Here is a 22,901-nt window from a genome sequence, read left to right as displayed (position 1 = left end):
AATGAAGAACGTGACATGCGGATTGCCGCTTGACGGCACACCGCCCAGCTGATGTGCAAACCTATACGCTTGAATTCGATGATGGTGTTAAAGCGGGCTGCAGACTTGATCCACGCTATGGCTATCCCTACCAAAGAACGCCTGCACCTCACCGTACCCTGTTTCCCTTCCAGTATTCAGTGACTCCACACCCTTGGCGGTACCTTCAACGGTGAAGTAGTACACGTGATTGAGACCGATGGTGGCGAGGACGGCGGACAGGTAGGGGCGCAGAAAATCGGGTTGACGGGCATGTTGGCCGCTGATGTAGCCTCCGCAAGCTATTGCGACGTAAACCGGACGATCCGTCAGCGTTCCGACTTTGCCTTTGGCGGTGCCCAGAAACGTTTTGCCCACGCGCACCACCTGGTCGATCCACATCTTGAGTGGGGCGGGCACGCTGTAGTTGTGCATCGGCGTGGCAATCAGCAGTACGTCGCATGCCTGCAGTTGGTCGATCAACTCGTCGGAACGGCTCAACGTACCCTCCTGACCGCTTGCTATGACTACGCGCTGATTGGCTAACGCCTGGGCGTAAGGTGCATCGACTGGGGCCAAGGTGTTGAGGTCTAAATCGGTCAACTGGATACCGCTTCTGCCGGCCTGACTGGCCAAGGCAAACAGGATCTGCTGGGACAGTTTCAGACTTTCCGAAGCCTCTGCATTGGGGCTGGCGACCAGGCGAAGAATGCGCAAAGGAGCAAGTGGCTGCTGGGACGATGTCATGAGGTTTGCCTCCTTGGATGTGCATGCGGGTTATGGCGTATCGAACTGTTTTTGAAAGCGCAGTGCACCCGTCAACAGACCTTCACGGAAGTAGAAACGTTGCGCGCGGGCGTTGGCCAAACCCGTGTCGAGCACCAGGCGTTCACAACCGCTGGCGCGCGCCAGTCGTTCCAAGGCTTGCAATAAGCGCGATCCCCACTGGTCACCCCGCTGAGCCTCGGCGGTTACAAGGTCATCGACATACAGGAATGCGCCGTAGACCAGGTTTTCCTGAAAGCGGTAACCAGCCAGTGCCACAAGAACGTCTGCGTCAAAAGCGCCAATCAGGCGATAGCCTTCAAGGCGCATACGCTCGATGCGGCTGACGAAGTCGGCTTCGCTCGTCAGATGAGGGCGCAATTGCTGCATTACCGGGAATGCGCTGCACAGGTCGTGGGTGCTGTCCAGGGGACGCAGGGCGGTGTCGGCCAGGTCGAGCACGCTGGGTATGAAGTTGTGCAAAGGGACTTTCATGGGCGTTGCCCTCTTCAGTAGGTGATGGCGCTATATTGGACTACCATTGACCCACTTGATTGAGCCAAGAAACGGGATATGAACTAGGCCATGATGACCTCCCCCAAGCCGCCTTTTGCTCCCTTGGAAGAGCAGTCCGTCTTGCCCCTGTATCGTCAACTGTACGATCGCGTGCTGGCCGCCGTTGCCGCTGGCACGTTGTCCCCCGGTGACCGCTTGCCGTCGGCGCGCGCCATGGCTAAGGAGCTGGGGGTGGCACGTGGCACCGTCGAACTGGCCTATTCGCTGCTGGCCAGCGAAGGGTACCTCCTGGCGCTCGGGCAGAAAGGCACCGTAATCAATCCTGAACTGCAGAAGCCTGTGTCAGCGGCCACCGCATTACCAGTCAGCAGCCAAGTGATCGAAGACGCGCCTGATTCGCTCTGGCGTCCACCGCAGCTGTTGCCGTTCCAGATGGGGGTACCGGCGCTGGATGCATTTCCGCGCAAGATATGGGCGCGTCTAGGTGCTCGGTATCTCCGTGGGATGCGACTGGGAGATCTGGACTATCCGGCACCCCACGGCCTGGCAGCGTTGCGTAGCGCCATTGCTTCGTATCTGCAGGTGTCCCGAGGTATCGATTGCGGTGCCCATCAGGTGTTTATCACCAGCGGTTGGCGCAATAGCCTGTCCTTAGTCGCACATACCCTGTTGCAGCCAGGCGAGTGCGCCTGGGTGGAAGACCCGGGCTATCCCACTACGCGCCAGGTGCTTCGCCAGTTCGGCCTGGACCTGGAAGCGGTGCCGGTTGATGCCGATGGCATGAATGTAGAACACGCCATCGCGGGTTCTCGGGCTGCTCAGGTCGCCATGGTGACACCGGGACATCAGAGCCCGCTGTCGATGGCACTGTCGCTGCCACGCCGGCAACTGCTACTCGATTGGGCTGCCCGCACCGGTGGCTGGATTGTCGAGGACGATTACGACGGCGAGTATCGCTACGTCAGCCGTCCACTTCCAGCGCTGGCCAGCCTGGATCGCCATGGGCGCGTGCTGTATGCCGGCACCTTCAGCAAGGTGCTGTTTCCCGGTATTCGCCTGGCTTATCTGGTGGTGCCGCAGGCGCAGGTGGCAGCGTTCGAGCGCGTCGGCCGTGCCTTGTTTGCTGCCGGGTCACCGTCAATTACCCAGGCTTTGGTGGCGGAGTTCGTTGCCGAGGGACACTTCGCTCGGCATATCCAACGCATGCGCCGCCTCTACAACGAGCGACGGGCATTGACCATCGAAGCACTGGAGCGGAGTTTGCCGAAGGGTATGCAGGTGGAACGCTCGCCAGGCGGTATGCACCTGGTACTGCGTTTGCCGGAGGACGTAAGCGACACCGCCCTGGCCGAGCAGGTGCTGGCGAGGGGCATGTCGGTACAAGCGTTGTCGCGCTGGGCTGCCTCATCGCAGCGTCAGTCAGGTCTGCTCCTGAGTTTTACCAACTGCGCCACGACTGCTCCAGGCGAGCAGCTTGGCGCGTTGATCAGCAAGTTACTCAGTTGAGGTTGGCCTTGTTCAGGCCGAACAGTTCATCGGACGAGCCCGGGATCGCCTGGAAAGCCACATTGAGGCGATTCCAGCCATTGATGGCGACGATCAGGAACGACAAATCCGACAGCTCCTGCTCGGAAAACTGCTCACGCGCACTCGCATACAAGCTGTTGGAGATACCATGAGGCGGCAGTTGGGTCAGGGCTTCAGTCCACTCCAGCGCCGCCCGCTCTGCTGGCGAAAACAGCTGTGACTCACGCCAGACGGCCACGTGGTGAAGACGCAGCTCGCGCTCGCCATGGATCTTGGCCTCTTTCACATGCATATCCACGCAGAACGAACAGCCGTTGAGCTGCGAAGCGCGCAACATGATCAGGTGGGCAAGATCGGCCAGTAGCGGCTTCTTGCTCAGTTGCAGGGTGAGCTCCACCAGTTTGTTGGACGCTTGGGGAGACAGCTTGAAGTAATCAAGGCGGTTGTTCATGGGTAGTTGCTCGTAGTGGGTGGATGGTTGTTGGAGCCCACTGTAGCAACGCTTGGAATAGCCCCACAGGGCCAAGATGGTAGCTTCGAACTAGGCCATATCTGTATCGAAGTGCGCCATGATCACCTATCGAGCGATAGGGTCGAAGGGGCGCAATAGGCCGTTTATTGGCCTCCACGAATGGCCGCAATGTGTCGAAAATGGTCAGTCGCGGCCTGCTTTCGACCCATACATGCCAATTGCGGGTAGAAAATTAAAACATTCTTAATCGTTGATTAATCAAAAGCTTGAGCTTCGCCCCGGTAAGATTCCGCGGCTTTACTAGTGGAGAAAGCTCCGATGCTTCGAATGCTGTTCTGTGCCACCCTCTTAACCACCTCATTCGTCTGCTCGGCTGCTGACGTTGTACAAGGTGGTGAGGAAACGCTGACCGTTCTTAGTTCCGGCGGTATCATGGGCGCTATCCGGGAAGTGGCGCCAGTTTATGAGAAGACATACGGCGTGAAGCTGGAAGTTCTAGCCGCGCCTTCGATGGGGGAAACCCCACAGGCCGTCCCAAATAGGCTCGCCCGCGGTGAGCAGGCGGATGTAGTTCTGATGGTAGGTTCGGCGCTCGACAACCTGGTCGCCAGCGGTCTAGCCGATAAGACCAGCCGAATTGATCTAGGAAAGTCTTTCATTGCCATGGCCGTTCGCAAAGGCGAATCGAAGCCGGACATAGGCACCATGCAGGCCTTGCGCACAGTGCTGCAAAACAGCAGCTCTGTCGCGTACTCCGACAGCGCAAGCGGCGTCTATCTTTCCAAGACCCTGTTCCCTCGCATGCAGCTCGGTGACCAGTTCGTGGCCAAGGCTCACATGATACCTGCCGAGCCTGTCGGCGCGGTGATCGCTCGCGGCCAAGCACAGATCGGCTTCCAACAGCTCAGTGAGCTTAAGCCAGTAAAGGGGATCGACATCGTTGGTCTGATCCCGGCTGAAGCGCAGAAAATGACGATGTATTCTGGCGCTGTCGTCACCAAGAGCCGGCATCATGCCGCAGCCCAGGCGCTCCTCGACTATCTGGCATCGCCAGAAGCCGACGCAGCGATCAAAGATAGTGGCTTGACGCCGCTACCCCATGCAGCAAGCTGACTGCGAGCGCCGACATCGAAACTGGGGCTCGGCGAAACACAAAGATCTTGCCGCAGTCTTCTTTCTGCGAGCGTCTGCAATGGGTCGAAAGCAGCTGTTCACGAGTGGACGCTTTCGCCCATGGCAGACATAGCGTTCGCTGCTGATTTGGGCACTTCATTAGGTCCAAACCCATCAGAGCCAACAACCCTTGAGATCTCGCCTTGCAATTGGAACATCCCACCGTCAGGATGGATGCTTCATCAGGCTTAAGGAGAGAGCCGTGTTCCCAATGGATGTGTGGTTTGCTGTACTCACAGCCTTTGGTTTTGCCTTGATGGGTATTTGCGCCACTGTGTTATCTCGCTACCTGTACCAGCGGCCACGGCTGGTAAATGGGCTAAACGTGGGCGCAGGCCTCACCTTCGTCGCATCTGGTGTTTCGATTGCGGCTTTGAGCCAGAGATAGTGGGTGGGGGAAAGCGGCGGGGCCTTGGATGAGCCCCGCGTTGTCCATGCAATGAGCCTTCGCCACAATGCGCTCCGATCAAGTGCTAACCAGCAACCCACGTAGCAGCAACTTGAGCGCGTCAGTCGCACTCCTGAAACGTGCAGATGCTTGATCCCCGTCGGCGATCCAGAAGCTGGCTTCAGACAATCTGCCATAGATCAGCAATGCCAACCGTGTATGCCTATGATCCCCTGTATGGCATACCCGCGACCCGTGTTGATGCAACCTTCGCTGATGCCTATGCCGGCACGCGGGGCATCAGTTTCAAGCGGATCGACGGCAGCTTCCACTTCGTCATGCAGGATCAACCCCAGGCGTTCGCCGAGGCAGTGGTCGATTTCCTCGGTCGCTGAGTTTTGCTAGCGCTTGGCCGATCATCAATGCGCAGCCGTCGGCAGCATGCCTGAGCGTTGGGCGTTGTGTGCGGCTTCAATCAACTGCAGGTTGCGATTGCGCAGCGCGTGGTTGGCCCCGACACGCAGGTTGGAACGCAGCGCCAGCGTCTCTGCCTGTTCAAACTGCCCTTGCTGCAGGCGCAGAACGCCAAGGTAGTGCAAGGTTGCCGGGTTGTTCGGCTGGATGTGCAGCGCGCGCTCAAGCGTTGCCGCAGCCTGGTCCAGTTGGCCGTCGGCATACTGCTGCGAAGCCGTTTCGATCAGCACGGTCGATGCCGTATTGCTGCGTGCAGGCGCAGAGCGCTCGCCGGCCAGCGCGTGAGTTGTTGCCCCTACGCTCAACAACAAAAGCAAGGCTGGCAGGGCAGGTGTGCTGGGCATTGGCAGTGAACTCGACAGGTCTTTGGCAAGCCGCTCGCGGGTAAGGGGCGAGGGGTCGATATAGACCGCGAACCCGGGATGAAGTTCAAGCGTGGGCGGCGCACTGCCGCCGCTCCCGCCCCTGGGCTGGGCAACATCTGTTCGGTTACCGCCCATAACCGCTTCCAGGCACCTCAAGCCTGCGCCGGCACCTCCGATAGCAGCACACCCACCGTCGAATCATCGACCAGAAGTGGTGCCAACCAGGAGTACTGCCCGCATGCTTGCCAACCTGAAGATACGTACCGGAATGTTCTGGGTATTGTCGCTGTTCAGCCTGACCTTGCTGTTTTCTACCGTGAGCGCCTGGTGGGCAGCTGTGGGCAGTGACCAGCAGATCACCGAACTGGACCAGACCGCACACCAGTCGGACCGGTTGAACAATGCGTTGCTCATGGCGATTCGTTCCAGTGCCAATGTGTCCTCGGGTTTCATCGAGCAGTTGGGTGGCCATGACGAGAGCGCAGGCAAGCGCATGGCGCTGTCGGTCGAGCTGAACGACAAGAGCCAGAAGCTGGTCGACGAATTTGTCGAAAGCGCGCGCGAGACCGCCCTTCGCACACTGGCTATCGAGCTGCAGGCTACCTTTGCCGAGTACGCCAAGGCAGTGGCGGGGCAGCGGGAAGCGACCCGCCAGCGTTCGCTGGAGCAGTACTTCAAGGTCAACAGCGACGCCGGCAATGCCATGGGCCGGTTGCAGGCGTTGCGTCAGCAACTGGTTGGCGCACTGAGTGAGCGGAGCCAGCAGATCATGCTTGAGTCCGACCGGCGCCTGGCCCGCGCGCAATGGTTGAGCCTGGGCCTGCTGGGTGTGACCTTGCTGTTGGCAGCGCTGTGCTGGGCCTTCATTGCCCAGCGGGTACTGCACCCGTTGCGTGAAGCCGGTCGGCATTTCCAGCGCATTGCCGGTGGCGACCTGAGCGTGCCGGTGCAAGGCCAGGGCACTAACGAGATCGGCCAGCTGTTCCATGAGCTGCAACGCATGCAGCAGAGCCAGCGCGATACCCTTGGGCAAATCGACCACTGCGCCCGGCAGCTGGACGCTGCTGCCACGGCTTTGAACGCAGTCACCGAGGAAAGCGCCAACAACCTGCGCCAGCAGGGGCAGGAGCTGGAGCAGGCCGCTACCGCCGTGACCGAAATGACCACGGCTGTGGAGGAGGTTGCACGTAATGCCATCACCACTTCGCAGACCACCAGTGAGTCCAACCAGCTGGCCGCACAAAGCCGTCGTCAGGTCAGCGACAACATCGACGGCACCGAGGCCATGACCCGCGAGATCCAGACCAGCAGTGCGCACCTTGAGCAGTTGGTCGGGCAGGTACGGGATATCGGCAAGGTGCTGGAGGTGATCCGCTCGGTGTCGGAGCAAACCAACCTGCTGGCGCTCAATGCCGCCATCGAGGCCGCCCGCGCAGGTGAGGCCGGCCGTGGCTTCGCGGTGGTGGCGGATGAAGTGCGCACATTGGCCTACCGCACACAACAGTCGACCCAGGAAATCGAGCAGATGATCGGCCGCGTGCAGGCCGGTACCGAGGCCGCGGTGGCTTCGATGCAAGCCAGTACCAACCGTGCCCAGTCGACGCTGGACGTGACCCTGGCCTCAGGGCAGGTGCTGGAGGGCATCTACAGTGCGATCGGTGAAATCAACGAGCGCAACCTGGTCATTGCCAGTGCGGCCGAAGAGCAGGCCCAAGTGGCGCGGGAGGTGGACCGTAACTTGCTGAACATTCGCGAGCTGTCGAACCACTCGGCGGCGGGCGCACAGCAAACCAGCGAAGCGAGCAAGGCGCTGTCGGGGTTGGTCGGGCAGATGACAGCGCTGGCGGGCAGGTTCAGGTTGTGACGTTCAGTGCAGGGTGCGCCTGTATGCAGACGCGGGCTTGCCTACAAGGGGCTGCACAGCAGCCCCGGCAATACAACTCAGCCTGGCTGCGCCACCAGGCTGTTGCTGACGTTGCGGCCCAGCACCAACACCGTGACAAAGCCGCAGCCTACCAGCGCCGTGGCCAGGCTCAGCAGCACCGCTGTGCCCATGTGGTCGACCACCTGGCCGCCGAAGAATGAGCCCACGGCAATGATCACCTGGAACATGGCCACGAACAGCGGCATGCCACGCTCGACATCCTTGGGGGCTACGACAAACATCCAGATGTTGGCGCAGGCCGGGAACGCACCGAAGGCGAAGCCCCACAGTGCGATCAGCATCGCGGCGCCGGTCATGCCGGTGGCGAAGTGCGGGAACAGGGCAGTGCTGACGGCAATCATCAACGCGACCAGCATCAGGGTATGCCGCACGCTGCGGTTGGCTGCAAAGCCGGCGAAGATGTTACCCATGAAGCCGGCCACACCATACAGCAGCAACAAGGAGCCGATCGTAGGCCCGTCGAACCCGGCATTTTGCTTGAAGAACGGTGCGACATAGGTGTACGCGGCAAAGTGCGCCAGGCCAATCAGCAACACGGCGATCAAGCCGACCCGTGCTTGCGGGTTGATGAACAGCGCCGGCAGGTCGCTGATGCGAATGGCCTTTTCCGGCATCAGCCGCGGCAGCAGGAACACTTGGGCCAGCAGCACAGGCACACCCACCAGTGCGGTCACCAGGAAGGTCATGCGCCAGCCCATCAGGCCACTGAGCCAGGTGCCCACGGGTACACCCACGACGGTTGCCAGGGTTACGCCAGCCATGATGATGGAGTTGGCCTTGGCCACGCCCATGCCATCAGGTGCCAGTCGGCCGCTGAGGGCAATGGCGGTCGCCCAGAAACCACCAATGCTCACACCCAGCAGCACGCGGCCGACCAACAGCAGGTTGAAGTCGCCGGCATAGGCCACGATCGCGTTGGCGATGATCATGATCAGTGTCAGGCCGATCAGCAGGTAGCGTCGGTCCAGCGCACCCACGCCGACGGAAATCAGGGGGGCGGCCAATGCGGCCATGATGCCGGGCAGGGTCACCATCAGGCCGGCAAGGCCGGCACTGATGCCCAGGTCGCTGGCCACATCGTTGAGCACCCCCACCGGGAGGAACTCACTGGTGACCAGGGCGAAGGCACCCACGGCGACCGAGAGGATTGCCAGCCATTGCTGCAGGACACTCTGTTGACTATGTTCGGGAAGGCCGCGAGGGGCCTGGCGGTTGCTTGGCATGGGTTTGGTTCCATGAGGGATATCGCCTGTAGCAGGCGCAGGAGCGGGGGGATTTGCAGGGGATTATAGGGACGGCCTTGTCAGGACGACAGGCAGGCCGCTTGATAGTAAACATCAGCGCAATCGATGAAACACCGTGAGCAGAGCGCTTGCAATGGCAGTGTCACTGTAGGCAGTTGTTGCGGAACCTGGGAATGCTGCGGGTAGGGCAGCATTCGGAAAAAGGCTGCCCGCCTGGTCCGGTGTGTTATGGCGACACCAGCACATCACACTGCGATTCGTTCAGTACATGCTTGGTGACGCTACCCACCAACAGCTCCTCCAGCGCGCTAGTACCCTGCTTGCCGACCACGATCAGGTCGCATTCCAGCTCCTGTTCCTGTTCGGCAATGCGCCAGCCAGGGTCGCCATGCACCACGATCTGCCGTGCATCGGGCATGCCGGCTGCCTGGCTCAGGGCGGCGAGCTGTGTCACAGCATCCTTGCGGATCACATTGCGGTAATGGGTGAGGGTGTCGTGGTCGATATGAGCGAAGCGCACGCTGCTTTCGAACGGTGCTTCGTACACATGTAACAGAATGATCTCGGCCTGTGGGGCAATACGCCTGGCCAACTCGATGGCGCGCAGCGATACGGGGGAAAAGTCGACGGGAACCAGCACGGTGCGGTAGGCATCACGAGGGGCAGGCTTGACCACCAGCAAAGGGCAGGGCATGCGGTTGAGCATTTTCTGCACGGTCGAGCCCAGCAGCAGGCGCCGGGCCACGCTTTGGCCCCTGGCGCCGCACACCAGCAGGCTGCTGTGCTTGTCCTGTACCACCCGGGTGATTTCCGTGGTCACCGAGCCGCTGGCAACCTGCACACCTGCAGAGATGTCGTAGCGCTGGAACAGCATGGCGGCCAGCGCATGGATTTTTTCTCCGGCGCTATCCAGTACGCGCTTCAACAGGTCGTCGTCAGGCACTACCAACTGCTTCAGGCGCTCGAAGGGCGCCGGGTTGGCAACGTAGAGCAGGTCAAGCGAGGCCTGTTGCGCCTTGCTCAGGTAGGCGGCGCGCTCCGCAGCGTTGCGGGCATAGGGGGACAGGTCGGTGGCAACCAGTATGTGTTTCAGCGGGTTCATGTGGGGCTCCTTGTCCAAGGTTGCGCACAAGGGTCAAGGGTGAACCTTGAGCACTGTGCGCCTGGCGGTGCTTGAGTCATTCCGTGCTTGCGACCATCGTCGCGCGAACCCGGCGTGAGGGCTTGATGTGTGTCAATGGAATGGAGAAGCCCCAGCGCAATGAGGTCGGCCGGGTGCCCGGAAACGAACTTCGGTGCGATCACGGCAATCAGCACGCAGCCAGGTGCAGCGTTCAGCACTTGGGTCAGTTGTGGCCCCAGGGTGCGGTTACGCAGCATTAGAAAACCCAGTGCCGATGGAGAAGATCAAGCTGACCACCGAGCTGCCGGTGTAGCCGAACAGTTTGTGATGCCAGGTATCACGACAATATATTTATCCTTATCAACTTCAGGCCCTAGCATCTGTCGTCCGCCATCACCCATCCTCATGAGGTCTTGATGAACAGTCCGCTCTTCGTACACCAACGTACCGCAGCCTTGCTTCTGCAGCACTGGCACAGCGGTGACCTGCTGACGGAGCTGCCCGCCAGCCTCAGGCCCGAGACGCTGACGCAAGGCTACGACAGCCAGGACCAGTTGTTTGCTGCCGCCGCTGGCCCGCGCGCCGGGTGGAAGCTGGGTGTCGGCAGCCCCGCGGGCATGCGTGCAGCCAATTTGTCCCGGCCCCTGATTGGCCAGCTGGAAGCCAAGCGCTGCCACGCAAGCGGTGCTCACATCGCACTGCCTGCTGTAACGCCCGTCACTGTCGAATGCGAGGTCGCCTTCGTGCTTGACCGTGATATCCCCCCGCAAGCCGGGCGGGTACCGGTCAGTGAAGATATCCGCGCCACCTGCGTCACGTTCGAAGTGGTGCGTTCGCGTTTCGTTGACCGCAAGGCTGTAGGCTGGCCGAGCTTTGTCGCGGACAACGTCGGGTTTGAAGCACTGGTGGTCAGCGACAGCCTGGGCGCAGGTATCGACATACCACTGTTGGCCGAACTGGCGCAGACCACCGAGGTTTACGTGGACGGCGAATGTCGGGCGCGGGGTTTGTCTGGCGATGCGGCAACCGATCCGCTGGTATCGCTGGCTCACCTTTATGCCCACGCCGCCGAGCGTGGGCAGACCTTGAAGGCGGGTGATGTGGTGACCACCGGGGCGATGTGCCAACCGTTCGACCTGAATGGTACCGGGCATCAGGTGAGTGCCAGGTTCCTTGGCCAGACGTTGTCGTTCACCCTGTAACGGCCGACCACTGTTCGAATGCCGCCTGCATCCGCTGCCGTTTCAAGCGAGCTGACCGGGGCCGACAGACCTTGCGAGCGCTCGACCAGTGGCGGTTTGTTGAATGAGGGTATTCAGCCTTTACCGTGCCTGATGAGCGCCCGCGCAATTTTGCATGAGTCAGCTTGATGCTTTTCTCTAGCAGTACTAATACTAAAGCACTGCCGAAGAGGGATGATCATGCAGACGCGCTTCGTTGTGGTTCCTGCCGTGCCGCTCCAGAAAGAAATCTACCCACGCCGCCTCGGCTTTCCTGCCGTGTTGGGGGAGGGCTACGACCTTTATGACACGCAAGACAAGATGCGCCTGAGCCTCAACTTCCCGACCCGGGCTGCGGCGGAGTTCGAGTGCCTATGCCGTAACCGCTGCCCTGAAACAGATGAGGGGGGTATTGCCGGCCTTGGTTGATGCCGGTGAGCCGCGCATGGCATCAATCTGCCGTGATGGCGCAACCAGAAAGCTCTAACGTGCGGCCTGCCATTCAATAGTCACAAAGCTGTAACACAGCTGATGCAAAGTGTGCCGGCCATCACACGGAGCACATTTTGATGAAACGCCTGATGAAGTCTGCTGCACTCGCTGTTGCCGTTTCCCTCTGCGCCACTTCGGCAGCCTTTGCTTCCGAAAACGTTCGCCTGACCGGTTCCGGTGCCAGCTTCCCTGCACCCATCTACCTGACCTGGTTCAAGGACTTCAGCAAGAACACCGCTGGCGTCACCGTTGATTACCAGTCCAAGGGGAGCGGGGCGGGTGTACAGGACTTCCTGAACAAGACCGTCGACTTCGCCGCCAGCGACTCGGCCATGAGCGAAGCAGACATTGCCAAGGTTGGCGAAGGCGTGCAGTTGCTGCCAATGACCGCCGGTGAAATCGTGCTGGCTTACAACCTGCCGGGCAACCCTAAAGGCCTGAAGCTGCCGCGCGATGTGTACTCCAACATCTTCCTCGGCAAGATCACCCAGTGGAACGACCCGCAAATCGCTGCGGCCAACCCTGAGCTGAAGCTGCCTGCCACCCCGATCACCGTGGTGGTACGTGCCGACTCCAGCGGTACCACCGCCGTCTTCACCAAGCACCTGTCGGCCATCAACGCTGACTTCAAGCAAGGGCTGGGTGAAGGCAACACCGTTAACTGGCCGGCCACTGACAAGTTCATCAAATCGCCGAAAAACGATGGCGTAACCGCCACCGTCCGCCAGACCCCAGGCGCCATCGGCTACATCGAGTACGGTTTTGCCAAGCTGGCCAAGGTCGACTTCGCCGTGCTGCAGAACAAGGCTGGCCAATACGTCGTGCCGAACGCCGAGAGCGGTGCCGAAGCACTGGCTGCGGTGAACATGCCGGAAAACCTGGTGGCCTGGCTGCCAGACCCGACCGGTGCCAAGTCCTACCCGATCACCTCCTACACCTGGATGATCTTCCGCAAGGACAACGGCAACCCGGCCAAGGCCAAAGCCATGCGTGAAATGGTCGAGTACAGCCTGACCAAAGGCCAGACCATCGCCGATTCGATGGGTTACATCCCGCTGCCACCGTCGGTTGTCGACCAGGTGCGCAAAGCGTCGGCCAACATCCAGTAATACCCAGGCGCTCCCGGTATGGCAGTGAAGCCGTGCCGGGCGTGTTTGTCCCTTGTCCCGGAATTTGCCCATGAACACACCCTTTGCCATACCGGATAACCCCGACTCCGCGTGCCAGCCACCGTCAGCGAAAGACTTCCTGGTTGATCGCACCTTCCGTGCGCTTGCACGCATTGGTGTGGTGCTGGTACTGGCGCTGGTCGTCGCGCTGGTCTACGAAGTGGGCCGCAAGGCACTGCCAGGCATTGAAAAACACGGTTTTGACGTGCTGTTCGGCAGCGTCTGGGATGTTAATCAAGGCAAGTACGGTATTCTGCCAGCGATCTGGGGCACGCTTTACAGCGCCTTCATCGCACTGTTGATCGCCGGTTTCTTCGGCGTCAGCATGGCCATTTTCCTCACCCAGGATTTCCTGCCGGCACGGCTGGCTGCCGTGTTCCGCACCATTGTCGAGTTGCTCGCCGCCATCCCCAGCGTGGTTTATGGCCTGTGGGGCATCTACGTCGTTATCCCGGCCATCCGCCCGTTGACCACCTGGTTGAACAGCGAGCTGGGCTGGATCCCGTTTTTCGGCACTTCCTTGAGTGGGCCTGGCCTGCTGCCTGCGGCGCTGGTGTTGGCCATCATGATCCTGCCGACCATTGCCGCCGTTTCCCAGGATGCGCTTACCAGCGTGCCGATGAAAACCAAGCAGGCGGCCTACGGCATGGGGACTACCCACTGGGAAGCCATCCTCAAGGTGATGGTGCCATCCGCCGCCACCGGCATTTTCGGTTCGCTGGTGCTGGGCCTGGGCCGTGCCCTGGGTGAAACCATGGCGCTGGCCATGCTGGTCGGCAACGCCAACACCATTTCCGTGTCCCTGTTCGCCCCGGCCAACACCCTGGCGGCGCTGTTGGCGCTGAACTTCCCGGAAGCCGGCCCGAACGAGGTCGAAGTACTGATGTACGCCGCACTGGTGCTGATGTTCATCACCCTGCTGGTGAACGTGCTCGGCTCGATGATCATGCTCTACGCCCAGCGGGGTAACAAATAATGACTGACCTCAGCACCCCAACAACTGCTTTGCCCAGCCTGCAGCGCAAGCTGGAAGGCCGTGCCCTGCGCAGCCTGATACTGACCACGCTGGCCTGGGTTGCGGCGCTGGTGGCCAGCGTACCGCTGATTTCCGTGCTTTACATGCTGGTTACCCGCGGCGGTGCACGCCTTAACCTGGAAGTGTTCACCGAGCTGCCGCCCACCGGCTTCGAGATGGGCGGTGGCTTCGGCAACGCCATGGCCGGTACCTTCGTCATGGTCGGTATCGCCGCAGCCATCGCGGTGCCGGTTGGCATCCTGGCAGCGGTATTCCTGGCCGAGCTCGGGCCGGACAGCAAGCTGGCCAACGCCGCGCGCTTTGCCGCCAAAATGCTCACCGGCCTGCCGTCGATCCTGGCCGGTGTATTCGCCTACGCCCTGGTGGTGATGACCACCGGTACCTATTCGGCGCCGGCAGGTGGTGTGGCACTGGCGGTACTGATGCTGCCGATCGTGGTGCTGACCGCCGAAGAGTCGATGAAGATGGTGCCCAAGATCATGAAAGATGCGGCCTACGGCATGGGTTGCACCCGTGCACAGGTGATCTGGAAGATCGTCTTGCCCACCGGCCTGCCTGCCATCCTGACAGGCGTCATGCTGGCCGTGGCCCGCGCCGCTGGCGAAACCGCGCCACTGCTGTTCACCGCGCTGTTCAGCAACTACTGGATTTATCATGACGGCAGCCTGGCGGTCATGAACCCCACGGCCTCGCTGGCCGTACTGATTTACAACTTCTCCGGCATGCCGTTCGACAACCAGCTGGAGCTCGCCTGGGCGGCCTCGCTGGTACTGGTGATGATCGTGCTGGTAATCAACATTCTTAGCCGTGTTTTCGGCAAGCCCAAGTATTGAGAAAGGGAGCATCCAAACTTGAACGTATCCACTGCGCAAAAGGCCGCTCCCGTGGTCAACGAAACCCCCATCGTCATGGACTGCAAGCTGGACAAGATCTTCTACGGCAACTTCATGGCCGTACGCGACAGCCATGTGCCGATCCGCAAGAACGAGATCACCGGCTTCATTGGGCCATCCGGCTGCGGCAAGAGTACCGTGCTGCGTAGCCTCAACCGCATGAACGACCTGGTAAAGGGCTTCCGCTTCGAAGGGCATGTGCACTTCCTGGGCCAGGATGTCTACGGCAAGGGCGTCGACCCGGTAGTCGTGCGCCGCTACATCGGCATGGTGTTCCAGCAGCCCAACCCGTTCTCGATGAGCATTTTTGACAACGTCGCGTTCGGCCTGCGCCTGAACCGCTACAAGGGCGACCTGGGTGACCGCGTGAAGCACGCCCTGCAAGGCGCCGCCCTGTGGGACGAAGTAAAGGACAAGCTCAAGGTCAGCGGCCTGTCCCTGTCCGGCGGCCAGCAGCAGCGCCTGTGCATCGCGCGCGCCATCGCCACCGAGCCGGAGGTGCTGCTGCTGGACGAGCCGTGCTCGGCACTCGACCCGATCGCTACCCGCCGCGTGGAAGAGCTGATGGTCGAACTGAAGAAGGACTACACCATCGCGCTGGTAACCCACAACATGCAGCAGGCGATTCGTGTCGCCGACACCACCGCGTTCTTCTCGGTCGATATCTCCCAGGGTACCCGTACTGGTTACCTGGTCGAGATGGGCCCGACCACGCAGATTTTCCAGAACCCGCGTGAACAACTGACTGCCGACTACATCAGCGGCAAGTTCAGCTGATCACTTTTCAAGGTGGCCGGGCGTTGCAGCCAGGAAGGGTGCAACGCCCGGCCGCGTTACCTTCCGTTAAAGTGTTACCCGGGATTTCCAATGCCAGCGATGCGTCGTCTTGATCTGTCAGCGGTAGAGCGCGCACTGCGCGAGGTGCAAGGCCGCTTTGCCGAACTCAGCCAGCATTTCACCGAACCGAGGGACCCGTTCACCGACGAGGTGCTGCTGAATGTGCTTGAAGGCTATGCCCTGATTGACGACTATGTCGCTCGCGGTATCGACCTGTTCGACCTGCAACAGCTGAACCTGATGCTGGAAATCAATGCCACCGTGCTGTGCGGCAGCGACCCGGCCCGCCGCCTGGAGTTCGCCCCCCACCTGGCTGCAACCGAGGCGCACTTTTTCAACAACGTCGAAGGTGGCATCAAGGATTTGTACAACTGGTACTGCGCGTACCGCAGCGATTCGGTCTGGAAGCGGGCTGCCGGTGTGTATGTACGTATCCTCAGCAAGCCGCAGCTGTTCATCGAAGGCAACAACCGCACGGGCTCGCTCATTGTCAGCTATTTGCTGATGCGTGCCGGGCTGCCGCCATTCGTGCTGTCGCTGGATAACGCCGAGGGTTACTTCAACCCGTCCTCGGTCATTCGCAACTCCGCCAAACACGGTGTCAAGGCTTTGTACGAACTACCCAAAATCAAGAAAAAGTACGCCGCTTTCCTTGAAGCGAAGGCGCCTGAGCTCGGCAAATTCTTCCTGAGCGGTACGTCCGTGCATGCCTGCGAGAGGAGCCGCTGATGCTTCGTTCGTCCATGCTCCAGCGCGGGCGCCAAGCCATCGAGCGCAAGCTCAAACGTGGCCAGGTACGTATTTCCTTCGATATCGACGACACGCTCGCCTGCCTGCCTGAGCACGCTGACGCCGAGGACAGCAAGCTGCCGGGCTTCGTGCACCGCTGGTTGGGCGAACCCCTGCGCAGTGGCACGCGTTCGCTGATCCGCGACCTGCGCCGCCAGGGTTGCAGCATCTGGATCTATACCTCCTCGGGGCGCACCCCGGCCTACATTCGCCGCTGGCTGATGCTGTATGGCATCCATGTCGATGGCGTGGTCAACAGCGACCGGCACCAACACATCCTGGCCCAGAAAGGCCTGGAGAATTCCCCCTCGAAGTTACCCTCGGCGTTCGATATCGACCTGCATGTCGATGACTCCGAAGGTGTGCGGCTGGAAGGTGTCGACCATGGTTTTCGTGTGGTGGTGGTGTGCCCGAAGGATGAGCACTGGGCCCAGAAGGTGAAGGACGCGGTCGTCGATGTGCAGGCACGGCTGGCCTGGCAGCAACCGCACCGCTACCAAATGCCACTGCGCCAGCGTTCGCAGGCGCTTGCTTCCTGAGCACACGTTAATGGGGCCGCAAAGCGGCCCCAGTTCGTTCAGCCGTACTGATACCAGCCGGTTATTCTTGCGTACACCGTAAGTCTTGCATCCCGGTCCCATCAGGTTGCGCTTCCAAATCATCACGCCTCACGAGCCGATCTAAAGCATCCACCACCCCGCCCCAAAGCAGCGTATCTGGCAATTTGCCCTGTTCTGATAATCGCCTCCGACATCCAGTCCCCTGTTTGGAGCGCGCCATGTACAACAACAATAAGCACCTGCCGCCTCGTTTCCTCGCCGCCGCCATCGCCAGCTTTTCTGCCCTGGGCCTGAGTGGCGTCGCCGAAGCCGAGATCATGCTGTACGACAAAGACCAGACCACCTTTTCCACCGACGGCTACATCAATGCCTTCTACGTCAATAGCAAGGTCGACCGCGAAGGCGAGCAGTTCGATCGCCGCCAGTCGCGGGTGAAAATGGGCTTCTTGCCCAACTACCTGGGCTTCAACATGGGCAAGCAGGTGGATGACCTGAAGCTCGGCGCACGTGCCTCGTTCTGGGTCACCATCAACGACAGTGAAACCAACGGCACCGACACCGCCATCGACGTGCGCCAGTTCTACGGCACCGTGGCCAATCCCGAATGGGGCGAGGTGCTGATCGGCAAGGACTTCGGGCTGTTCGCCCGTTCCAACATCCTGCTCGACGAACTGCTGGCCGGCTACGGCCAGGTCAGTGACACCTTGGGGCTGGTGGACGGCGGCGGGGTGTCGTTCGGCAACATCGGCAGTGGCTACCCGTACCCGTTCCCCACCTCGCAGATCACCTACCGCACCCCGGTAATGGACGGCCTGCGCGTGGCGGTGGGCATCATGGACCCGGTGGACACCAACGACAGCAGCCCGACCGGCAAGGCCTACCAGGAAAACCCGCGTACCGAGAGCGAGATTACCTACCAGTTCGACCTGGGCGGGGCGCAGATCTACAGCTGGGTCAACGGCAGTTACCAGACCTCCGACAACACCGACTCGACGGTGGAGACGATCACGTCCAAAGGTGTTGGCTATGGCGTGCAGGCGAAGATGGGCGGGCTGTCGCTGACCGGCTCGGGGTTCCAGGCCAAGGGTATCAACCCGTTCTTTACCAACAATGCCGGCGAACCGGTCTTGCGTAACGTCGACAGTGACGGCTACCTGTTGCAGGGTTCGTACAAAGTCGGCAAGAACCGCATTGCCTTGTCGTATGGCAAGACCAAGGACGACGGCAACGGTGCGGTGGGCAGCGGGGCGGACTACGAGACCCGTGGCGTGGCACTGTTCCATGACGTCAACGACAACCTGAAGCTGGTGGCCGAGTACAACCAGTTTTCCATCGATGGGCATGACACCAGTGCGCAGAACGAAGACACCGATACCTTTGCAGTGGGTGCGGTGTTGACCTGGTAGGCACCCGGGGCCGCAAAGCGGCCCCAACATTTACGCCCATGGAACCGCCCACCCGCTACCCAAGTAGCATTCGTCCCCCGCAAACACCTTCGTACACTGACCCCTCAGCCACCCCGCGCCGGAGACCCCAATGCAGCAGGCTCAAAACGACGGTGTGGTCAGCGCCATGTCCCAGGCCACCGACGCCCGGTTGGCCGCCCAGGACCTGGCGCGGCAATTGCTGCACCCGCACCTGGGTTTCGTGCTGTTCTTCTGTTCCGCCGAATACGACTTGCAGGCCTTGGGCGAGGCCCTGGAGCAAGGTTTCGGCGGCATCCGCCTGGTCGGCTGCACCAGCGCCGGCGAAATCACGCCGCAGGGCTACGGCCGTAATTGCGTCACAGCCGTAGGCTTTGATCACCGGCACTTTTCTATCGCCACTGCGCTGATCGATGAAATGGAGCGCTTCAGCCTGATCGACGCCCAGCAGATGGTCGAGCGCCTGGTCGGCACCTGCCGCAGCAATACGTTAGCCCCCATCAAGGGCCACAGCTTTGCCCTGACCTTGCTCGACGGCCTGTCCAGCCGCGAGGAAATGGTGCTTGCCGCGCTCAGCGCGGCGTTAGGTGACATTCCGCACTTCGGGGGCTCTGCCGGTGACGACAACTACCTGACACGCACCCATGTGTACTACGGCGGCGCCTTTCACAACGGGGCGGCTGTGGTGGTGCTGGTCAACACCTGGCTCGATTTTGAAGTGTTCACCACGCACCACATTTTGCCGCGTCAGGAAAAACTGGTCGTAACCGGCGCTGATAGCGCCCAGCGCCGGGTCTTTGAACTGAATGCCGAGCCCGCAGCCGAAGAATACGCCCGCCACATCGGCGTACCAGTGGCTGCGCTCGACCATCGGGTGTTCGCCGCCCACCCGCTGGCTGTACGTATGCACGACCAGTACTACGTGCGAGCGATCCAGCAGGTGCACCAGGACCTGAGCCTGAGTTTTTACTGTGCAGTGGAAAACGGCATCGTGCTTACGGCCATGACCCCGGGCCCGCTGTTGCCTAACCTGCACCAGCTGTTCGACGGCCTGCGCCAGCGCCTCGGGCCGCTGTTGCTGACCATTGGTTGTGATTGCTTCCTGCGGCGGCTGGAACTGGAGGCCCGGCATGGCCTGGAACCGGTCGGCGCGTTTCTGCGTGAGCAGCGGGTGATCGGCTTCAACACCTACGGAGAACAGTTCAATGGCATGCACATCAACCAGACCTTCACCGGGGTCGCCATTGCCCGCAACCGGCCTCCTGTCGGGCGCTGAGCTGCAGGCCGAGGTCACCCGGCTGCAGCACGAAAACCACAAGCTGCAGCGGATCAACGGTGCGTTGATCGAACGCATCGAGTCTGGAGTAACGCGGGGCAACGACCCCTATGCGGCGTTCCAGCACTCGGTGGTGCTGGCCGAGCAGGTGCGTGAACGCACCGATGCCCTGAACCAGGCCATGGCCGAGCTCAAGGCCGTCAACCGCCTGCTCAGCGAGGCCCGACAGCGGGCCGAGACCGCCCATCAGCACCAGATTCGCCTGATTACCGATAATGTTCCGGCGCTGATCGCTTACCTGAACGCCGATCTGGTCTACGAGTTCACCAACAAGGTGTATGAAGAATGGTATTGCTGGCCCCACGGCGTAATGCTTGGCCAGAGCCTGCGCGAGGCCCACAGCGAACAGCATTACCAGCGCCTGGAAGCCTATGTGGCGCGGGCGTTGGCGGGGGAGAGCGTCACCTTCGAATTTGCCGAAACCAATATCAATGGCCAGGAACGCTACATGCTGCGCTCCTACGTGCCGAACCGCCTGGCCAGCGGCGAGGTGGTGGGCATCTTCGTGTTGATCCGCGACATTACCGAGCGGCGCAACACTGCCCAGGCGCTGCACCAGGCCTATCAGCACCTGGAGCAGCGGGTGCGCGAACGCACCGCCGAACTGACCAGCCTCAACGACCAGTTGCTGCGTGAAATCGAAGAGCGAAGCCAAGCCGAGGCTCGCCTGCGCGAGGCCAAGCGCGAGGCCGAACAGGCCAACTTGTCGAAAACCAAGTTCCTCGCAGCGGTCAGCCACGACCTGCTGCAACCGCTGAACGCGGCGCGGCTGTTCACCAGCGCATTGCTGGAGCGCCGCGACCCGCAAGACAGTGCCCACCTGGTACGTAACGTCAGCAACTCGCTGGAAGATGTGGAGAACCTGCTCGGCACCCTGGTGGACATTTCCAAGCTCGATGCCGGGGTGATCAAAGCCGATGTCGCCCCGTTTGCCCTGCGCGAACTGATGGACAACCTTGCTGCCGAATACGCACAGGTGGCGCGCAGTGAAGGCCTTGAACTGCATTTCGTGGGCTGTTCGGCGGTGGTGCGCAGTGACATCCAGCTGCTGGCGCGGATCCTGCGTAACCTGCTCAGCAATGCCATTCGCTACACCCGCAGCGGGCGTGTGGTGCTGGGCTGCCGGCGCCTGCGTGGCGGCCTGCGGATCGAAGTGTGGGACAGTGGCATCGGCATTGCCGAAGAGCACCTGGACGACATGTTCCAGGAGTTCAAGCGCGGTGATGTGCAGCGTCCGGACCAGGACCGCGGGTTAGGCCTGGGCCTGGCGATTGTAGAAAAGATCGCCGGCATCCTTGGGCATCGGATACGGGTACGTTCATGGCTTGGCAAAGGCTCGGTGTTCGCCGTCGAAGTGCCACTGAGCACCACTGCGCCCAAAACCCAGCCGAGCCAGGTGGTCAGCGAGCCAATGCTCGAACGCCTGCGCGGGGCGCGGGTGTGGGTGCTGGATAACGACGCGGCGATTTGCGCCGGCATGCGCACCTTGCTGGAGGGGTGGGGCTGCCGGGTGGTCACGGCGCTGTCGGAGGAAGACCTGGCACGCCAGGTGGACAACTACCATGCCGAAGCCGACCTGCTGATAGCCGATTACCATCTGGACAACGACTGCAACGGTGTCGACGCCGTGGCGCGGATCAATGCCCGGCGTACCCAGCCGTTACCGGCGCTGATGATTACCGCGAACTACAGCAACGACCTCAAGCAGCAGATTCGCGAGCTGGGCCACACCCTGATGCACAAGCCGGTGCGGCCGATGAAGCTCAAGACGGCGATGAGTCACCTGCTGGCCGGCAGCATGACATAGCCGCTGGCCTCTTCGCGGGCTCGCCCGCGAAGAGGCCAGAACAGGCTAACGCCGCAGGTAGTCGGCAAAATCGATATCCCCGGCACTGAGAATGGCCTGCACCCGGTTATGCACATTGAGCTTGCGCAAGATCGCCGAAACATGCGCCTTCACCGTGGTTTCGGCGATGTCCAGCGTATAGGCAATCTGCTTGTTCGACTCACCCTTGGTCATGCGCTCCAGTACCAGCAGCTGCTTGCGGGTCAGGGCCTGGAGCATTTCCGGCGGGAAGCTCGGCGCCTCGTTGTGGCGCCGGCTGGTGTTGCTTTTCTGGGCGCGGATGATGTCGGGCGGCAGGTAGACATTGCCGTTGAGGATCTGCTCGATCGCTTCGATCATCTGCGAACGGGGCGAAGACTTGGTAATGAAACCCACGGCACCGTAGGTGATGGCCTGCAGCACGATCTGCTTTTCCTGCTCGGCCGAAACGATCACCACCGGGGTGGTTGGCGCCTCGTTGCGCAGGGTAATCAGCCCGTTAAGGCCATGCATGCCGGGCATGTTCAGGTCGAGCAGGATCAGGTCGAGGTCGTCGTGCGCCTGGGTCAGGGCCAGGGCGCTGTCCAGGTCGGCGGTTTCCATGACCTCGCTGCCCTGGAAGCCATCGCTGATGACGTTGTGGATGGCTTCGCGAAACAGCGGGTGATCGTCGGCAATCAAAATTTTGTACATGGCCTTTTCACCTTGTTTTTATTGGAGGGGGCGGGGCACGCATTTACAGGCAGTTCAGGGAAAGGGTACAGGTTGCGCTGGCTGCAGCGGCAGGTTGGCCTGCTGCCAGGCGTCCAGGCCGTCGCGGTACCAGTACAGGTTGTTGTAGCCCAGGGCTTTAGCGCGTTTTACCGCGTTCCAGCTTAACCAGCAATCGGAGCGGCAATAAAAAACCAGGGGGTGCTCCGGGTGCCCGGCAGTGGCTTTTTGCAGGTTGCGCACGAAGTAGTCCTGCCAGGCCGGGCTCAGCTCGCCGTCGCCGGTGTTGGCCAGCCAAAGGCTACCCGGGAGGTTGGCGTGCGGTTCGTCTTCGATGAATTGGCCTTGCAGCCATTGGCGGCGATAGACGTCGATCAGTACTGGCCTGGGGCTTTGTGCCAGCAGGTTTTGCAGCGTGGCGGTGTCGATGACTTGGCCGCCCTCGACCTGTTGCGGGGTCGGGCTGCGGTAGAGGGTGGCGCGGTAGCCTTCGGCGGAAAACAGCGGGGTGGTGTCGGCCTGGGCGATACCCAGTGACAGACACAGCGAAAGGGCAGCCAGCAAAGGGCGCGGGGCACGTGGCATGGTTTTATCCTTTT

The 22,901-nt window shown here is 61.2% G+C and carries 23 protein-coding genes and 3 pseudogenes; 16 read left to right on the top strand and 10 right to left on the bottom strand.

Features of this window, described 5'->3' with window-relative positions:
* Window positions 1-87: 87 nt before the first annotated feature.
* Entirely contained in the window at window positions 88-765 is a 678-nt protein-coding gene (locus tag D8767_RS16885) for an FMN-dependent NADH-azoreductase (RefSeq protein ID WP_016714331.1), read from the bottom strand.
* 30 nt (window positions 766-795) lie between these two features.
* Complete coding sequence (locus D8767_RS16880; RefSeq protein ID WP_042132629.1) at window positions 796-1,278, bottom strand: GNAT family N-acetyltransferase; 483 nt, start codon at window positions 1,276-1,278, stop codon at window positions 796-798.
* Between the two features lie 90 nt (window positions 1,279-1,368).
* Here D8767_RS16880 and D8767_RS16875 point away from each other — a divergent pair, with 90 nt between their 5' ends.
* Window positions 1,369-2,805 (top strand): PLP-dependent aminotransferase family protein, encoded by a 1,437-nt coding sequence (locus tag D8767_RS16875; RefSeq protein ID WP_016714329.1) that lies wholly within the window; start codon window positions 1,369-1,371, stop codon window positions 2,803-2,805.
* Here the strand turns inward: D8767_RS16875 and D8767_RS16870 are convergent.
* Window positions 2,798-3,277 (bottom strand): carboxymuconolactone decarboxylase family protein, encoded by a 480-nt coding sequence (locus tag D8767_RS16870; protein WP_012314955.1) that lies wholly within the window; start codon window positions 3,275-3,277, stop codon window positions 2,798-2,800. The genes D8767_RS16875 and D8767_RS16870 overlap by 8 nt on opposite strands.
* A 339-nt stretch (window positions 3,278-3,616) precedes the next feature.
* On the opposite strand from D8767_RS16870, the gene D8767_RS16865 reads away from it, so the two are divergent.
* Window positions 3,617-4,411, top strand: coding sequence for a substrate-binding domain-containing protein (locus D8767_RS16865; protein ID WP_016714328.1), 795 nt, complete (start codon window positions 3,617-3,619; stop codon window positions 4,409-4,411).
* Window positions 4,412-4,688: 277 nt separating this feature from the next.
* Window positions 4,689-4,859, top strand: a pseudogene (locus tag D8767_RS29270) (LysE family translocator); the annotation flags it as partial.
* 78 nt (window positions 4,860-4,937) lie between these two features.
* On the opposite strand, the gene D8767_RS29675 reads toward D8767_RS29270, so the two are convergent.
* Complete coding sequence (locus D8767_RS29675; RefSeq protein WP_372237804.1) at window positions 4,938-5,048, bottom strand: hypothetical protein; 111 nt, start codon at window positions 5,046-5,048, stop codon at window positions 4,938-4,940.
* Between the two features lie 23 nt (window positions 5,049-5,071).
* Here D8767_RS29675 and D8767_RS16850 point away from each other — a divergent pair.
* A pseudogene (locus D8767_RS16850) lies at window positions 5,072-5,254 on the top strand (alpha/beta fold hydrolase); the annotation flags it as partial.
* Between the two features lie 24 nt (window positions 5,255-5,278).
* Here D8767_RS16850 and D8767_RS16845 read toward each other — a convergent pair.
* Window positions 5,279-5,677, bottom strand: coding sequence for a tetratricopeptide repeat protein (locus D8767_RS16845; RefSeq protein WP_016714326.1), 399 nt, complete (start codon window positions 5,675-5,677; stop codon window positions 5,279-5,281).
* Between the two features lie 259 nt (window positions 5,678-5,936).
* Between D8767_RS16845 and D8767_RS16840 the strand changes: the two genes are divergently transcribed.
* Entirely contained in the window at window positions 5,937-7,562 is a 1,626-nt protein-coding gene (locus tag D8767_RS16840; protein ID WP_016714325.1) for a methyl-accepting chemotaxis protein, read from the top strand.
* Between the two features lie 77 nt (window positions 7,563-7,639).
* Here the strand turns inward: D8767_RS16840 and D8767_RS16835 are convergent, their stop codons facing one another.
* The 3 genes and pseudogenes from D8767_RS16835 to D8767_RS16825 form a co-directional block, all read right to left on the bottom strand.
* Window positions 7,640-8,866: an MFS transporter gene (locus tag D8767_RS16835; protein WP_016714324.1), complete on the bottom strand. Its 1,227-nt coding sequence runs from the start codon at window positions 8,864-8,866 to the stop codon at window positions 7,640-7,642.
* Between the two features lie 247 nt (window positions 8,867-9,113).
* A complete protein-coding gene (locus D8767_RS16830; protein ID WP_016714323.1) occupies window positions 9,114-9,989 on the bottom strand; it encodes a universal stress protein in 876 nt (291 codons plus the stop codon).
* 146 nt (window positions 9,990-10,135) lie between these two features.
* Window positions 10,136-10,282: pseudogene (locus D8767_RS16825) on the bottom strand (AzlD family protein); the annotation flags it as partial.
* Between the two features lie 144 nt (window positions 10,283-10,426).
* Between D8767_RS16825 and D8767_RS16820 the strand changes: the two are divergent.
* The 11 genes from D8767_RS16820 to D8767_RS16770 all read left to right on the top strand — a co-directional run bounded on the left by D8767_RS16820 (window position 10,427) and on the right by D8767_RS16770 (window position 21,573).
* Window positions 10,427-11,212, top strand: a complete 786-nt coding sequence (locus tag D8767_RS16820; RefSeq protein ID WP_016714322.1) for a 2-keto-4-pentenoate hydratase — start codon at window positions 10,427-10,429, stop codon at window positions 11,210-11,212.
* A gap of 213 nt (window positions 11,213-11,425) precedes the next feature.
* Window positions 11,426-11,659: a hypothetical protein gene (locus D8767_RS16815; RefSeq protein WP_016714321.1), complete on the top strand. Its 234-nt coding sequence runs from the start codon at window positions 11,426-11,428 to the stop codon at window positions 11,657-11,659.
* A gap of 140 nt (window positions 11,660-11,799) precedes the next feature.
* Window positions 11,800-12,831, top strand: a complete 1,032-nt coding sequence (pstS, locus tag D8767_RS16810) for a phosphate ABC transporter substrate-binding protein PstS (RefSeq protein WP_016714320.1) — start codon at window positions 11,800-11,802, stop codon at window positions 12,829-12,831.
* 70 nt (window positions 12,832-12,901) lie between these two features.
* On the top strand, window positions 12,902-13,867 hold the full coding sequence (gene pstC, locus D8767_RS16805) for a phosphate ABC transporter permease subunit PstC (RefSeq protein WP_016714319.1): 966 nt from the start codon (window positions 12,902-12,904) through the stop codon (window positions 13,865-13,867).
* On the top strand, window positions 13,867-14,760 hold the full coding sequence (pstA, locus tag D8767_RS16800; RefSeq protein WP_016714318.1) for a phosphate ABC transporter permease PstA: 894 nt from the start codon (window positions 13,867-13,869) through the stop codon (window positions 14,758-14,760). The genes pstC and pstA overlap by 1 nt, the downstream gene beginning before the upstream one ends.
* Before the next feature lie 75 nt (window positions 14,761-14,835).
* A complete protein-coding gene (pstB, locus tag D8767_RS16795; protein ID WP_042131386.1) occupies window positions 14,836-15,597 on the top strand; it encodes a phosphate ABC transporter ATP-binding protein PstB in 762 nt (253 codons plus the stop codon).
* Between the two features lie 90 nt (window positions 15,598-15,687).
* The gene (locus D8767_RS16790; RefSeq protein ID WP_016714316.1) at window positions 15,688-16,386 is read left to right on the top strand and encodes a hypothetical protein; all 699 of its coding nucleotides are present in this window, start codon (window positions 15,688-15,690) and stop codon (window positions 16,384-16,386) included.
* Entirely contained in the window at window positions 16,386-16,985 is a 600-nt protein-coding gene (locus tag D8767_RS16785) for a hypothetical protein (protein WP_016714315.1), read from the top strand. Before D8767_RS16790 ends, D8767_RS16785 begins: the two co-directional genes overlap by 1 nt.
* Before the next feature lie 239 nt (window positions 16,986-17,224).
* A complete protein-coding gene (locus tag D8767_RS16780; RefSeq protein ID WP_016714314.1) occupies window positions 17,225-18,412 on the top strand; it encodes a porin in 1,188 nt (395 codons plus the stop codon).
* 130 nt (window positions 18,413-18,542) lie between these two features.
* Complete coding sequence (gene nosP / locus D8767_RS16775; RefSeq protein WP_016714313.1) at window positions 18,543-19,706, top strand: nitric oxide-sensing protein NosP; 1,164 nt, start codon at window positions 18,543-18,545, stop codon at window positions 19,704-19,706.
* A complete protein-coding gene (locus D8767_RS16770) occupies window positions 19,636-21,573 on the top strand; it encodes a NahK/ErcS family hybrid sensor histidine kinase/response regulator (protein ID WP_371059008.1) in 1,938 nt (645 codons plus the stop codon). Before nosP ends, D8767_RS16770 begins: the two co-directional genes overlap by 71 nt.
* 45 nt (window positions 21,574-21,618) lie before the next feature.
* Here the strand turns inward: D8767_RS16770 and D8767_RS16765 are convergent, their stop codons facing one another.
* Together D8767_RS16765 and D8767_RS16760 are read right to left on the bottom strand one after the other, a co-directional pair.
* Window positions 21,619-22,284, bottom strand: a complete 666-nt coding sequence (locus D8767_RS16765; RefSeq protein WP_016714311.1) for a response regulator transcription factor — start codon at window positions 22,282-22,284, stop codon at window positions 21,619-21,621.
* A 54-nt stretch (window positions 22,285-22,338) separates the two neighbouring features.
* The gene (locus D8767_RS16760; protein ID WP_016714310.1) at window positions 22,339-22,887 is read right to left on the bottom strand and encodes a PQQ-dependent catabolism-associated CXXCW motif protein; all 549 of its coding nucleotides are present in this window, start codon (window positions 22,885-22,887) and stop codon (window positions 22,339-22,341) included.
* Window positions 22,888-22,901 lie beyond the last annotated feature (14 nt).

This window comes from Pseudomonas sp. LTGT-11-2Z, assembly GCF_003691445.1.
GTDB lineage: Bacteria > Pseudomonadota > Gammaproteobacteria > Pseudomonadales > Pseudomonadaceae > Aquipseudomonas > Aquipseudomonas monteilii.
Note: the sequence above shows the minus strand (reverse complement) of the source record. Positions and strands in the feature narration are given on the sequence as shown.